The organism is Streptomyces odontomachi (assembly GCF_024435355.1).
GTDB classification, from domain to species: Bacteria; Actinomycetota; Actinomycetes; order Streptomycetales; family Streptomycetaceae; genus Streptomyces; species Streptomyces odontomachi.
On the sequence record NZ_JAMJWG010000005.1, the window covers coordinates 326964 to 341151 of the forward strand.

General features: G+C 71.3%; 13 protein-coding genes. 4 read left to right on the forward strand and 9 right to left on the reverse strand.

The features are described 5' to 3' along the window. Positions 1-238: 238 nt before the first annotated feature. Both NQO67_RS14200 and NQO67_RS14205 read right to left on the reverse strand, forming a co-directional pair. Complete coding sequence (locus NQO67_RS14200) at positions 239-1468, reverse strand: PucR family transcriptional regulator (RefSeq protein WP_255950273.1); 1230 nt, start codon at positions 1466-1468, stop codon at positions 239-241. A gap of 98 nt (positions 1469-1566) precedes the next feature. Continuing rightward, the gene (locus tag NQO67_RS14205; protein WP_255950274.1) at positions 1567-2067 is read right to left on the reverse strand and encodes a GNAT family N-acetyltransferase; all 501 of its coding nucleotides are present in this window, start codon (positions 2065-2067) and stop codon (positions 1567-1569) included. 327 nt (positions 2068-2394) lie between these two features. Here NQO67_RS14205 and NQO67_RS14210 point away from each other — a divergent pair, with 327 nt between their 5' ends. Next, positions 2395-3183, forward strand: a complete 789-nt coding sequence (locus NQO67_RS14210) for a LuxR C-terminal-related transcriptional regulator (protein ID WP_255950275.1) — start codon at positions 2395-2397, stop codon at positions 3181-3183. A 115-nt stretch (positions 3184-3298) separates the two neighbouring features. Here the strand turns inward: NQO67_RS14210 and NQO67_RS14215 are convergent, their stop codons facing one another. Together NQO67_RS14215 and NQO67_RS14220 are read right to left on the reverse strand one after the other, a co-directional pair. Continuing rightward, positions 3299-3916 (reverse strand): hypothetical protein, encoded by a 618-nt coding sequence (locus NQO67_RS14215; RefSeq protein WP_255950276.1) that lies wholly within the window; start codon positions 3914-3916, stop codon positions 3299-3301. A 304-nt stretch (positions 3917-4220) separates the two neighbouring features. Continuing rightward, positions 4221-4718, reverse strand: a complete 498-nt coding sequence (locus tag NQO67_RS14220) for a MarR family winged helix-turn-helix transcriptional regulator (protein WP_255950277.1) — start codon at positions 4716-4718, stop codon at positions 4221-4223. Between the two features lie 155 nt (positions 4719-4873). Between NQO67_RS14220 and NQO67_RS14225 the strand changes: the two genes are divergently transcribed. Beyond that, positions 4874-5806, forward strand: a complete 933-nt coding sequence (locus NQO67_RS14225; RefSeq protein ID WP_255950278.1) for a trans-aconitate 2-methyltransferase — start codon at positions 4874-4876, stop codon at positions 5804-5806. Further along, a complete protein-coding gene (locus tag NQO67_RS14230; RefSeq protein WP_255950279.1) occupies positions 5806-6225 on the forward strand; it encodes a VOC family protein in 420 nt (139 codons plus the stop codon). The genes NQO67_RS14225 and NQO67_RS14230 overlap by 1 nt, the downstream gene beginning before the upstream one ends. A gap of 422 nt (positions 6226-6647) precedes the next feature. Here the strand turns inward: NQO67_RS14230 and NQO67_RS14235 are convergent, their stop codons facing one another. Continuing rightward, a complete protein-coding gene (locus tag NQO67_RS14235; protein WP_255950281.1) occupies positions 6648-7322 on the reverse strand; it encodes a TetR/AcrR family transcriptional regulator in 675 nt (224 codons plus the stop codon). 59 nt (positions 7323-7381) lie between these two features. After that, positions 7382-8353, reverse strand: a complete 972-nt coding sequence (locus tag NQO67_RS14240) for an acyl-CoA desaturase (protein ID WP_255950282.1) — start codon at positions 8351-8353, stop codon at positions 7382-7384. Positions 8354-8796: 443 nt separating this feature from the next. On the opposite strand from NQO67_RS14240, the gene ppc reads away from it, so the two are divergent. Further along, on the forward strand, positions 8797-11517 hold the full coding sequence (gene ppc / locus NQO67_RS14245) for a phosphoenolpyruvate carboxylase (RefSeq protein WP_255950401.1): 2721 nt from the start codon (positions 8797-8799) through the stop codon (positions 11515-11517). Between the two features lie 402 nt (positions 11518-11919). On the opposite strand, the gene NQO67_RS14250 is transcribed toward ppc, so the two are convergent. The 3 genes from NQO67_RS14250 to pth all read right to left on the reverse strand — a co-directional run bounded on the left by NQO67_RS14250 (position 11920) and on the right by pth (position 14158). Beyond that, positions 11920-12588: an LAETG motif-containing sortase-dependent surface protein gene (locus NQO67_RS14250; RefSeq protein ID WP_255950283.1), complete on the reverse strand. Its 669-nt coding sequence runs from the start codon at positions 12586-12588 to the stop codon at positions 11920-11922. Positions 12589-12820: 232 nt separating this feature from the next. Beyond that, positions 12821-13369, reverse strand: coding sequence for a hypothetical protein (locus NQO67_RS14255; RefSeq protein ID WP_255950284.1), 549 nt, complete (start codon positions 13367-13369; stop codon positions 12821-12823). A gap of 192 nt (positions 13370-13561) precedes the next feature. Continuing rightward, a complete protein-coding gene (pth, locus tag NQO67_RS14260; RefSeq protein WP_255950285.1) occupies positions 13562-14158 on the reverse strand; it encodes an aminoacyl-tRNA hydrolase in 597 nt (198 codons plus the stop codon). Positions 14159-14188 lie beyond the last annotated feature (30 nt).

Genomic DNA, 14188 nt, shown 5'->3' on the forward strand with positions numbered 1-14188 from the left:
GTGCGCCGCAGCGGCGGCGAGACGCACGGTGCGCGCACGCACTGGGTGCAGCGGTGCCGGCTGAAAGCAGGTTTTCCTACGATTTACGGCCGTTCATGGCGATCGCGGTGTGGCCACGCTACGGCCGGGGCGGAAGGCACGTCATGGCAGAAACCGAGGTCTTCGACCCCGGTCCTTCGCGGAAACCGAGAGGGGGAGGGACACCGCACGAGCGGAGGGCCGTCAGTGGCAGGGTCCGTCAGTGCAGCGGCGGGGACGAGTCGTGCAGCCGCAGGCCCAGGGTGAGCAGCAGGAGATCGTCGACGTCCGACGGGTTCCAGCCGGTCAGCGTGTGGATTCGCCGCAGCCGGTAGACGACGGTGTTCGGGCTGACCGACAGCTGCTCGGCGGCGTGCGTCAGGTTGCTGCGGGCCGCCACGTACGCCCGCAGGGTCAGAAGCAGTCCGGCACCTTTGCGCGCGTCGTACTCGACCAGCGGCTGAACCGTCTCTTCCAGGAGCGCGTCGATCGGGCGGATGGACTGGAGCACCTGGTCCAGCAGCACGTCGGGGAACCTGACCGCCCGACCGGGGCGGGCCGCCGCGCCGAGCCGTGCCGCGTCGCGCGCCTCGGCGTAGGAGCGGCGCACCCCGTCGAGATGCGGGTGCGCCCGGCCGATGCCCACCACGAGGCCCAGCCCGGCGGCGAGCGAGTGCGCGGCGCGTTCGAGCGCGGCGGCCTCCGCACCCGACTCGGCCGAGCAGATGCACACCACCTCGGCGCCACGCGCTCCCACCAGGCAGACCTTCGCCAGCGGTGCCAGCAGCTCACGCGCGTCCCGCACCGCCTGCGGCGTCCGCGCCCGGTCGGTGGTGCGCACCACGACGACCAGCAGCCGCTGCCGCAGGGTCATGTTCAGCAGGGCGACCTGCCGGCGCGCCCGCTCGTTCACCGGCTCCCCGGACAGCAGGGTCTCCAGCACGTCGGTGCGCAGGGTCCGCTCGTCGGAGGCCACCTCGGCGGACTCCTGCTCGTAGGCCCGGCTCACGCCCAGCGACACCTGGTCGACGTAGGCCATCACCCCGTCCGCCGCGTCGATGGTGAGCTGCCGCCCCACGTCGTCGTCGCCCGCGAGCTCGGCCATCGAACGCCACAGATGGTTGCCCCACAGCCGGAACGTGCGCAGCAGCGACGGCAGGCTGACCTGCTGGTGCACCCGGCGTGCGGCGCTGCGGAACAACCAGTCCTGGTCCTGCTCGCTGACCTCGAAGCCGTCCTCGAACGTGCCCACAAGGTGCTCGATGTTCCGTACCGCCACCTCGAACACATCACGCGACAGCACCGACTCGGGCAGCTCGCGGTACTCGGTGATCACGCTCCGGTACGCGCCGACGAGTTCGTGCGCCAGCTCGTGCCGGCGCGCATGGAGCCGGGCGAGCACCTCACGGCGCCGCTCGTCATAACCGGCCGGCGCCCTCCTCGGTGCCATCGGCCCTCCTGCGGTGCGGTCCGGGGCCTGGCCCGTGCACCTCAGGCCCCACCAGGACGGCGCGTCCGTGCGGTCGTCGGGCGAGCCGGGACGTCGGTTCAGCCGATGCGTTTGGTCAGCGTGTACTCCGTGATGCCCGGCGGATAGTCGGGGATCGTGCACACGATCTCGTAGCCGTACTTCTGGTAGAACTTCGGGGCCTGGAAGTCCCAGGTCCAGACCCGGGAGTGGCGACAGCCGCGCTGCTCACGGGCGATCCGCTCGGCTTCCGCGAGCAGCCGGGAACCGATGCCGGTGCCGCGCTGGCCGGCGTCGACCCAGAGCAGGTTGACGTGCAGCCACCCCGCCCAGGTGTGCGCGTCGAGCCCGGCCACCAGGTTCCCGTCCGACGCCGCGGCCCCGCCGCTGCCGCCGGCACTCTCGTCCGTGTACACCCACAACTGCACGGGGGCTTCGCGCTCGTGCGCAGTCCCGCGCAGGGCGCGCAGCTCAGCGGACGCCTCGGTGTTGGTCTGCCGCAGCCGGGACCTGAGAAGGGCCTGCCGTGCCTTGTCGACGCTGTCGATCTCCGTCTCAAGCCGAAACATGCGTCTCACCATAAACTCCTGCCCCGCCACACCGGCGAGCGCCGCTCGCCCGACCGCTCGGCACGCCCCGTCGTGACGCGCCCGCCGACGACGAGTTCTGTAAATCTCCTTCCGCTCAGGCCAGGCAGCCTTACTCTGAGTACTGCACCGGTGGGGGCCGGTGCCGATCAGGGGGCGAGAGAAGTCGGGTACGACGCCCGGTGTGGGGGAGACAGTTCCAGTACGGCGGCGGCCGTGCGGCTGTGGTGACCCGCAGGAATCCGGGCCGGTACGGTCCGGTTCGCATCACTCCGGGCGCCGTACCCGCACCGGTCGCCCCCCGGCCTGTGGGGGTGTGACGTGGTTCGGATCCGAGTCCTGGTCGTCGACGACCACCGTATTTTCGCCGAGTCGCTGGCCGCGGCCCTCGCCGCAGAGCCCGATGTCGATGTCACGCCGGCCGGCAGCGGCCGCATGGCGCTGCGCTGCCTGGAGCGTGCGGCCGCCGTGGGGCGGCCGTTCGACGTGCTGCTCGTCGACGCCGACCTCGGCAGCCTCGCGTTGGACGCGGCAGCCGCCGCCGGTCCCGGCAGGGCCGCGGAGCACGGCGTGCGGCGCGCCGTGGCGGTCCCGGACGGCGGGGCGGACCGTGTCGTCGACGGCATCTCCCTGGTGGCCGGCGTGCGAGCGGCACAGCCCGCGGTGCGCAGCGTGGTGCTCGCCGAGCGGGACGACCCGCACCGAGCCGCGCTCGCGCTCGCCGCGGGCGCCTGCGGTTGGGTCGCCAAGGACTGCTCGCTCTCCCGACTGCTCACGGTCGTACGCGGCGTACTCCGTGATGAAACGCATCTGCCGCCCGCCCTGCTCACCGGCGTGCTGCGGGAGCTGACCGCGGCGCGCAAGCACCGCACCGAGAGCGAGCGCCTGATCGAGTCGCTGACCCCGCGTGAGCGCGAGGTACTGCGCTGCATGGTCGCCGGCCTCGGCCGGCAGGCCGTCGCCGAGCGCCTCTTCCTCTCCCCGCACACCGTCCGCACCCACATGCAGAACGTGCTGGGCAAGCTCGGCGTCCACTCCACCCTCGCCGCCGTGGCCCTGGCCCGCCGGGCGGGCGTCGGCCCGGCGGACTTGGAGGAGGCGGCGTCCTGAACCGCGGCCGGCCGCGTGAGGACGTCCACCTCGCCGACTGCCTTCTTGAGGGCGGACACAAGGCGCCGGGCGATGGAAGAGTTCACCCGCGACGGGTCGACGGCCACCACGACGGTCACGAATCCGCTGCGCGGGCCGGGCGTCGCGTCAACTGCCCGCCCAGCACGGCGAGCCCGGCCAGCAGGACGGTCATACCGACCGGCACCAGCCAGTGGTTGCGTCCGAAGCCCATCGCGACCGCCAGCACCACCGTGCCTCCGGTCACCAGCGCCGCCGTCCACGCCTCGGCCCGCCGCGCGACCGCGGCCAGTATGGCGAACGCCACCAGGCCGACGAAGACGAGCTGGGCTCCGACGCCGTAGATCAGTTGTTCCGCGCCGGGAATGTCCTTCACGCCCCCGAACATGTCCTGCAACTCCGCCCGGTCCGCCGCGCGGAACCCGCCCACCAGGTCCAGCGCCAACTGCACCACGTTCGCCAGTGAACTGAGCAGGACCAGCAGCACACTCGCCCGCAGCACGGCCCTACGCCCGGCCGTCGGTCCCGTCGCAGCTCCGGCGTCATCCGCGGTGATCAGCCCACCGAAGCGCAGGCCCATCGCCGCGAACATCACGAACCCCGCCAGCCAGACCGCGTGCGCGGCGGTCCACCAGCCACCGGGCTCCGCCTGCCCGCCGATCGGCCGCATCAGCAGCCACCCGGCGAGAAAGCACGCCGGTGCGGCGGCGAACAACAGGCGTACGGTCGGAGTCGTCGCTGGCGTCCGAGTCGTCTGAGGCGTCCGAGTCGTCTGAGGCGTCTGAGTCACCTGAGGTGTCCGAGCCACCTGAGCTGTCGGAGTCGCCATGCGGCTCGTTGTCGGCTTCATACCCAGAACGATCCCAGCCGGCGAAGGCCACGTCACTCATGGCCGCCCCCTCTCTGCCCGGGGGTTTTCCCCCGGACCGGGACCGCCCGCGGCCCGCGGCCCGCGTGGAAGTACCCACCAACTCCCCGCGCCCCTGACGGGAACCCGGCACGGACCGGGCACCCGGGCGTCAGCCCGGCGTGTTGTCGAACGGGGCCGTCAGCTGCCGCAGCAACGCCGCCAGTTCGCTGCGCTGCGCCCGGGACAGCTCAGCCAGCAACGCCCGCTCCTGCACCAGCAACCCGGCCAGCGCCTCATCGGCCCGGTCCCGGCCGTCCGGCGTGAGCCGCACCAGCACTCCGCGGCGGTCACTGGGATCGGGCAGCCGCTCGACGAGGCCCTTCTTCGCGAGCCGGTCGATGCGGTTCGTCATGGTGCCGGAGGTGACGAGGGTCTGGGTGAGCAACTGCCCGGGGGAGAGCTGGTACGGCGCTCCGGCGCGCCGCAGCGACGTCAGCACGTCGAACTCCCAGGGCTCCAGGTTGTGCTCCGAGAACGCCAGTCGCCGGGCACGGTCGAGATGCCGGGCCAGCCGGCTCACCCGGCTGAGCACTTCCAGCGGCTCCACATCGAGGTCCGGGCGCTCCCGGCGCCACGCTGCGACCAGCCGATCGACCTCGTCCTCCATGCGATCAGTCTAATCGGTCTGTCGACGTGAAGTCTCTTGACATCAAGATTTATCATGGGCGACACGATGCCGTTCAGGAGTCCGGCAGCGAACACGACCCGGTGCGGGGAGGGGTTTCGGCACCGCCCCGCGGAGACCGAGGAGGCAGCACCGTCATGCCCAGCACCACACCCACCTGGGACCCCGGCCAGTACCTGCGTCACTCGGGACACCGCGCCCGCCCCTTCGCCGACCTGCTCGCCCGGGTACCCGAGCCGCCGGCACCGAAGGACCGGCCGCTACGCGTCGCCGACCTGGGCTGCGGCCCGGGAAACGTCACCCGGCTGCTCGCCGAGCGCTGGCCGACCGCGCACATCACCGGCCTGGACAACTCGCCCGAGATGCTGCGGCAGGCCCGCCGTGACCACGCGGGCCCCACGGCCGGCGGCGGCCGTCTCGACTTCGCGCACGCCGACGCCCGCGACTGGACGCCCTCGCCCGGGGGCACCGGACGGGGGCACCACCCACGCCCTCAAGGCAGTGGGGGAGCCCTTGAAGGCAGCGGGGGAGAGCCGTACGACCTGATCATCACCAACGCCACCCTGCAATGGGTCCCGGGGCACCCCGAGTCGTTCCCGGCCTGGCTGGACGGCCTGGCGCCCGGCGGCAGCTTCGCCTTCCAGGTGCCCGGCAACTTCGACGCACCGAGCCATGCCCTGATGCGCAAGATGGCCGAGTCCGAACGGTGGAAGGACCGTCTCGCCGGGCTGCTGCGGCACGCCGACGCGGTGCTGGAGCCGGCCGAGTACCTGCACCGGCTGACCACCCTGGGCTGCTCGGCCGATGTCTGGGAAACCACCTACCTGCACCTGCTGACCGGCGACGACCCGGTGCTCGACTGGGTCAAGGGCACCGGCCTGCGGCCCGTCCTCACCGCGCTCGCCGACGACCCGGCGGCGACGGAGGCGTTCCTCGCCGAGTACCGCGACCTGCTGCGGCAGGCGTATCCGACCACGGAGCACGGCACGGTGCTGCCGTTCCGACGGATCTTCGCGGTGGCCACGAAGCCCCGGGGCGCCGAGGCTGCCGGCGGGCTGGGAGGTGCCTGATGCTGATCGCCGTCGACCACGTCCAGCTCGCCGCACCACCCGGCTCCGAGGACGCCCTGCGCGCGTACTACGTCGGCGTCCTCGGCATGCGGGAAATCCCCAAGCCCCCGGCGCTGGCGGCCCGCGGCGGCTGCTGGTTCGAGGCCGAGCAGAGCGGCACGAGCGCAGCTCAGTCGACTGAGGGCGGTGGTGCGAGACGGGCGGGCGTCCAGCTCCATCTGGGCATCGAGCAGGACTTCCGCGCCGCCCGCAAGGCGCACCCCGGCCTGCGCGTGCACGGCATCGCGGCCTACGCGGCACGGCTCGCCGAGCGCGGCGCGAAGGTCGTCTGGGACGACGACCTCCCCGGGCACCGCCGCTTCTACTCGGAGGATCCGGTGGGCAACCGGTTGGAGTTCCTGGAGCCGACCGGCGCCTGAGCGCGATGGCGCCGAAGGCGCCTACAAGGGGCGCGGGGCTGTGTCGATCTGCGGCTTCGCCGCGTGGGCGCGACCTGAACGCCGGGGTGCCCCCAGTGGCGCCGAAGGCGCCCGATAGGGGCGCGGGGAACTGCGCGACCAGCCCCCACCGGCCGGTGGCCCGAACACGACAGAAACAGCCCCTTCAGGCCGGTGGCGACCGCAAGGTCGCGTCGTGGCCGGTCGCGCCCCGCGGCGGAGCCGCAAGATGTCACAGCCCCGCGCCCCTTATTGCGTGGGCACCGGACGCCGAAACGGGCGCGCGGCCCGGCCCGCGGTGGAGTCGGGCACGACGGCGGTGACCGCCGCCGAGGTGGAGGCAGGCACCACGGTGGAGTCAGGCACCACGATGCTGACCGCCGCCGCGGTGGCGACCGGAGGTGCTAACACTTCCGGTGACCGATCAGCCGCGGCTTCTGCTCCAGCCCATCCAGCCCATGCCACGCCAGATTCACCAGATGCGCCGCAACCTCCGCCTTCTTCGGCTTGCGGACGTCCAGCCACCACTGGCCGGTCAGCGCGACCATGCCGACCAGTGCCTGGGCGTACAGGGGGGCCAGCTTCGGGTCGAAGCCGCGGCTCTTGAACTCACGGCCGAGGATGTCCTCGACCTGGGTGGCGATGTCCGAGATCAGCGAGGCGAAGCTGCCCGTGGACTGCGGGATGGGGGAGTCCCGGACCAGGATGCGGAACCCGTCCGTGTGCTCCTCGATGTAGTCGAGGAGCGCGAACGCCGCCTGCTCGCACAGCTCGCGCGGATGGCCCGCGGTCAGCGAACTGGTCACCATGTCCAGCAGCCGCCGCATCTCGCGGTCCACCACCACCGCGTACAGGCCCTCCTTGCCGCCGAAGTGCTCGTAGACCACCGGCTTGGAGACCCCGGCCTTGGCCGCGATCTCCTCCACCGACGTGCCTTCGAAACCTCGGGCGGCGAACAGCGTGCGACCGACCACCAGGAGTTGCTGGCGTCGCTCCGCACCCGTCATGCGGACCCGACGGGCCCGTCGCGGCTTCTCGTTGCTCGGTGTGCTGGAATCGGTCGCCACGCTCTCCATCATGCCGTGCCGTCAGGCCGGCGATCCCCCGGGAGCCGGACTCCCCGCGCAGCCGGACACCGCTACACGGGCTGCTTGCGGCGCGAGGCGATCCGTGACTGCGACGGCCAGCGCACGTCGTACGCCCAGCCGAGCTGCTCGCACCAGCGGATGATGCGCGCCGAAGAGTCGATCTGGCCGCGCATCACGCCGTGCCGCGCCGAGGTGGGATCCGCGTGGTGCAGGTTGTGCCAGGACTCGCCGCAGGACAGCACCGCGAGCCACCACACGTTGCCCGAGCGGTCCCGGGACTTGAAGGGGCGCTTGCCGACCGCGTGGCAGATCGAGTTGATCGACCAGGTGACGTGGTGCAGCAGCGCCACCCGCACCAGCGAACCCCAGAAGAACGCCGTGACCGCGCCCCACCACGACATCGTCACCAGACCGCCGATCACCGCCGGCAGCAGCAGCGACACCACCGTCCACAGCACGAACTGCCGGGAGATCGCGCGGATCGCCGGGTCCTTGATCAGATCCGGTGCGTACTTCTCCTGCGACGTCTGCTCCTCGTCGAACATCCATCCGACGTGGGCCCACCACAGGCCCTTCATCAGCGCCGGCACCGTCTCGCCGTAACGCCACGGCGAATGCGGGTCACCCTCCGCGTCCGAGAACTTGTGGTGCTTGCGGTGGTCCGCCACCCAGCGGACCAGCGGGCCCTCCACGGCCAGCGACCCCGCGACGGCCAGCGCGATCCGCAGCGGACGCCGGGCCTTGAACGACCCGTGCGTGAAGTAGCGGTGGAAACCGATGGTGATCCCGTGGCAGCCCAGATAGTAGAAGACCACCAGCAGGCCAAGATCGAGCCAGCTCACCCCCCACCCCCAGGCCAGCGGCACCGCCGCGACCAGGGCGAGGAACGGGACGGTGATGAACAGCAGCAGCGTGATCTGCTCGATCGAACGCTTCTGCTCACCGCCCAGCGTCGCGGAGGGAACAGCGGTGTCGGTTGGCGCCGGTGCGGCGTCTTCGATCAGATCTGAGCTTGTGCTCATGGGCATCCCCTGGGGGGTGTCGAGGGCGATGAAGGTGCCCGGCCGGAACCCTACGATCCCGTAACCTACGGCATCGTAAGTATGGCAGCGCGTCGCCGAGCAGCAAGAGCCCGCACATCCGAGCTCATCCGTCACTCAGGCCCCACTGAGGAGCTTCGCACCACCCGCACCGCCCGGCCACCTATCCTGGGTCTCGGTCGGACAGCGTGGTCCGCTGTGTTCCTTCCCGGGTCCCCGACCCACGGACGCAGAAAACCGGGGAGAGCGCCACCCGGCGACCCGGCCCGGCACTGACCAGTGGCGACCCCGTGGAACCGGTACACCTCCCCCAGCCGTGAGACCAACCTCACCTGCAAGGAGCCGCACCTGTGAGCAGTGCAGACGACCTTCCCCAAGCTCTCAACCGGGTTCGAGCAGGGGATACCCCGAGCCGCCGGGCCACCATCAGCTCGGGCACCCAGCCCGGCGCCGAACTACGCGCCGACATCCGCCGACTGGGTGACCTCCTGGGCGAGACCCTGGTCCGCCAGGAAGGCAGCGACCTCCTCGAGCTCGTCGAGCGGGTCCGCCGCCTCACCCGGGAAGACGGCGAGGCCGCCGCACGCCTGCTCGGCGAGACCGAGCTGGAGACCGCCGCCAAGCTGGTCCGTGCCTTCTCCACCTACTTCCACCTGGCGAACGTCACCGAGCAGGTACACCGTGGCCGCGAGCTCCGCGCCCGGCGCGCCGCCGAAGGCGGCCTGCTGGCCCGCACCGCCGACCGCCTCAAGGACGCCGACCCCCACCACCTGAGCGACACGGTGCGGAACCTGAACGTCCGCCCGGTCTTCACCGCCCACCCCACCGAGGCCGCCCGCCGCTCCGTACTCAACAAGCTGCGCCGCATCGCCGAACTGCTCGAAACCCCCGTCATCGAGTCCGACCGGCGCCGCTACGACACCCGGCTCGCCGAGAACATCGACCTCGTCTGGCAGACCGACGAGCTGCGCGTGGTACGCCCCGAGCCCGCCGACGAGGCCCGCAACGCCATCTACTACCTCGACGAGCTGCACGCCGGTGCCGTCGGCGACGTCCTGGAGGACCTCACCGCCGAGCTGGCCCGCGTCGGCGTCCAGGTACCCGAGGCCACCCGGCCGCTCACCTTCGGCACCTGGATCGGCGGCGACCGCGACGGCAACCCGAACGTCACCCCCGACGTCACCTGGGACGTCCTGATCCTCCAGCACGAACACGGCATCAACGACGCCCTGGAACTCATCGACGAACTCCGCGGCTTCCTGTCCAACTCCATCCGCTACGCCGGGGCCACCGACGAACTCCACGGCTCCCTCCAGGCCGACCTGGACCACCTCCCCGAGATCAGCCCCCGCTACAAGCGGCTGAACGCCGAGGAGCCCTACCGCCTCAAGGCCACCTGCATCCGGCAGAAGCTCATCAACACCAAGCTGCGCCTCGCCAAGGGCACCGCCCACCAGCCGGGCCGCGACTACCTGGGCACCGCCGAACTCCTCGACGACCTCGTCCTCATCCAGTCGTCACTGCGCGAACACCGCGGAGCCCTGTTCGCCGACGGCCGGATGAACCGCATCATCCGCACCCTCGCCGCCTTCGGCCTCCAGCTCGCCACCATGGACGTACGCGAGCACGCCGACGCCCACCACCACACCCTCGGCCAGCTCTTCGACCGGCTCGGCGAGGAATCCTGGCGCTATGCGGACATGCCGCGCGAATACCGCGCCAAGCTGCTCGCCAAGGAACTGCGCTCGCGCCGCCCGCTCGCCCCCACCCCGGCACCGCTCGACGCCGCCGGCGAGAAGACCCTCGGTGTCTTCCACACCATGCGGCGCGCCCTGGCCACCTTCGGACCCGAAGTGATCGAGTCCTACATCATCTCGATGTGCCAGGGAGCCGACGACGTCTTCGCCGCCGCCGTCCTCGCCCGCGAGGCGGGCCTGCTCGACCTGCACGCCGGCTGGGCCAAGATCGGCATCGTGCCGCTGCTGGAGACCACCGAAGAGCTGCGCGCCGCCGACGTCATCCTCGACGAGATGCTCGCCGACCCCTCCTACCGCCGCCTGGTGGCCCTCCGCGGCGACGTCCAGGAAGTGATGCTCGGCTACTCCGACTCCTCCAAGTTCGGCGGCATCACCACCAGCCAGTGGGAGATCCACCGCGCCCAACGCCGACTGCGCGACGTCGCGCACCGCTACGGCGTACGGCTCCGCCTCTTCCACGGCCGCGGCGGCACCGTCGGCCGCGGTGGCGGCCCCTCCCACGACGCGATCCTCGCCCAGCCCTGGGGCACCCTCGAAGGTGAGATCAAGGTCACCGAACAGGGCGAGGTGATCTCCGACAAGTACCTCGTGCCGTCCCTGGCCCGCGAGAACCTGGAACTCACCGTCGCCGCCACCCTCCAGGCCTCCGCCCTGCACACCGCGCCCCGCCAGTCCGTCGAGGCCCTGGCCCGCTGGGACGCCGCCATGGACGTCGTCTCCGACGCCGCACACGCCGCCTACCGGCGCCTCGTCGAAGACCCCGACCTGCCGACGTACTTCCTCGCCTCCACACCGGTCGACCAGCTCGCCGACCTGCACCTGGGCTCGCGGCCCTCCCGCCGCCCCGGCTCGGGCGTCTCGCTCGACGGGCTGCGCGCCATCCCGTGGGTGTTCGGCTGGACCCAGTCCCGCCAGATCGTGCCCGGTTGGTTCGGCGTCGGCTCCGGCCTGAAGGCCCTGCGTGAAGCCGGACTCGACCCGGTCCTGGACGAGATGCACGAGCAGTGGCACTTCTTCCGCAACTTCATCTCCAACGTGGAGATGACCCTCGCCAAGACCGACCTGCGCATCGCCCGGCACTACGTCGAATCTCTCGTGCCCGACGAACTCCGCCACGTCTTCACGACCATCGAAGCCGAACACGAGCTGACCGTCACCGAGGTCCTGAAGATCACCGGCGAGGAGAAGCTCCTGGACAACCAGCCGGTCCTCCAGCAGACCTTCGCCATCCGGGACGCCTACCTCGACCCCATCTCCTACCTCCAGGTAGCCCTACTGGCCCGCCAGCGCGCCGCCGCCGAACAAGGCGCCGAGGCCGACCCCCTCCTCGGCCGCGCCCTCCTGCTCACGGTCAACGGAGTCGCGGCGGGCCTGCGCAACACCGGCTGACACCGGACGCCGCCCTCTGGGCCACCCCGCACCCTGACTTCGGGTACCCCGGTGCCCGAAAAGGGGCGCGGGGAACTGCGCGACCGGCCACGACGCGACCTTGCGGGTCGCCACCGGCCCGAAGGGGCTGTTTCTGTCGTAGCCGGACCACCGGCCGGTGGTGGATTGCGCAGTTCCCCGCGCCCCTAGGTCCTGTCGTCAAACTCCCGTCGTTGCCCGAAGGGCGGCCCTGGCGGCGTCAGGTGCGTGCTCTCGGCGCGGCGGGCGCGAGTCCGCGTACTGGATGTACGTGGGCTTGTGCCCGGTGCGGCGAGAGGGCGTGCATGGCGTCGCCAGGCAGACGGGAGTTTGACGACAGGGCCTAAGGGCCCAGGGCACCGTGGGCGCCCTGGGCCGCTGGGATCAGTGCTGGCCGGTCCGGCGGCGGCGGAACATCAGGAAGCCGCCGCCCAGCGCCAGCAGCGCCACCGCGGCGCCCGCCAGTGCTCCCACGGGGGCACCGGAGCCCGTCTCGGCCAGGTCACCGCTGTCGCCCTGACCGGACGGCGACGGGGCGGCGGACGCCCCCGCCGGCGCGCTCGACGTCGGGGACGACGTGGCGGTCGTCGACGGCACCGGCGTGGCGGACGGCGTGCCGGTGGGCTTGCCGCCACCGCCCTCGCCCTTGCAGTCCGTCCAGAAGACCTTCTGCTTCGCCTTGCCGTGCTCGCCGTCGAAGTTCCAGAACAGCTTGTAGTGGCCGTCGGGCAGGCCGAGGTCGGCGGTACGGCCATGGCCCGAGCCGTCCAGCGTCAACGTGCCCGACTTCACCGTCTCGCCCTTGGTGCCGGCGGTCGGGGCCCACGCCTCGATGTGCCAGGTCACCTGCTGGGCGGAGTCGAAACCGAAGGCGTCGAGATAGAAGGTGCAGACATGCGGTTCGTTCTTGTGGAGTTCGGCGCCGGTGGCGGCATCGTGGATCTTGACGGTGCCGTTGTCGCCGGGAGCGGTGTGCGCTTGGGCGACCGGGGCGAACAGCAGAGCGACGCCTGCAACGGCCGCCGTCGTACCGGAGAGAGCGTAGGTGCGCATGGGCAGTCCAACGTGGTGAGGAAACGTGGAGGGGGGTGGCGCAGAAGGGAGCCAGCCTCCCGTTGTCCTCACGGACCGTCAAGGAACCTAGCGTTCCATAGGTACCTGACAGTCCCTCTTGCCCCATACATTCCGCATAACAATCAGGTGACCTGCGAAACCCTTGAATAAGCGGAACAAGTGGAATAAGCGGATATGTCCGGGCCCAGGTCCGCACCGGGGCTGAGGCGTCTCACATGGTGACGAACGCGCCGACCAGCACGCCCAAGCCCGCGACGCCGGTCACCCACGCCGTACGCCGCATCCGCAACCCCCCGGCGATCACCACCGCCGCCAACACCAACGCGCCCCCGACCGGCAGGCACGCACGGAAGACGCCCGCCGCACCGGTACGCACCACCTCCGCGGTGCCGGGCCGGGTCGCCACGGCGACCCGCTCACCCACCTTGGTGCCGACGGTGTCCTTGAGGACCACCCGATCCTGCGGCGCCGCATCCACCGCGGCCGGCTCGAAGGACCCCGTGCACTCCTCGTCCGAGCAGTGCGCCACCGTCATCGTGCCCCGCCCGTCCTTGGCCGCCGCCCACCCGGCCGCACTCCACGACGTACGCACCCCAGCGGCCACGATCAGCAGCACCAGCCCCACCAGGGCCACCTGACGGGCCAGCAACAAAAGCCCGTACGCGCTCTCACCCGCCCGCCGCAGTCGACCGCGCCGGGCCGCCCCGCCGACACGCCGCGCCGAGCCCGTCACATCCGTCTCGTCAGCCAGGTCAGCCATGCCGGCAAGCCTTGGCCATAGGACGGAGGTCGGTCAATGTCCTCCCCCACAGTCGTCGCAAGTGCGCCGACAGGTCACAAGTGACCGTAGACGTCAGGAGTTGTGGGGATCTCGTGGACTGATACGGGTGACTGACGCACGGGACCGATGTACGTGGCGGGAGCCCACCTCACGAGCGAGAGGAAACCCGCCTCACGAGTTGTACGTCCCCTGCGCCCGCTCCAACCCCTCCATGATCAGACACTCCACCGCATCCGCTGCCCGATCGACGAAGTAGTCGAGCTCCTTGCGCTCACCCGACGAGAAGTCCTTCAGCACGAAGTCCGCCACCTGCATCCGCCCCGGCGGCCGACCGATACCGAACCGCACCCGGTGGTACTCGGGCCCCATCGCCTTCGTCATCGACTTCAGACCGTTGTGGCCGTTGTCACCGCCGCCGAGCTTCAGCCGCAGCGTGCCGTAGTCGATGTCCAGCTCATCGTGGACGGCGACGATCCGCTCCGTCGGCACCTTGTAGAAATCCCGCAGCGCCGTCACCGGCCCACCCGACAGATTCATGTACGACAGCGGCTTCGCCAGCACCACCCGCCGGCTGCCCGGACCCGGCGGCCCGATCCGGCCCTCCACCACCTGCGCCTGCGCCCGAGCAGCCCTCTTGAAGCCGCCGCCCATCCGCTCGGCCAGCAGATCGGCCACCATGAAACCCACGTTGTGCCGGTTCCCCGCATAGCCGGGCCCCGGATTCCCCAGCCCCGCCACCAGCCAAAGCCCGCCTTCGTCCGACGCCACCGGCCCCGGACCTCCTCTCCCGCACTCCCG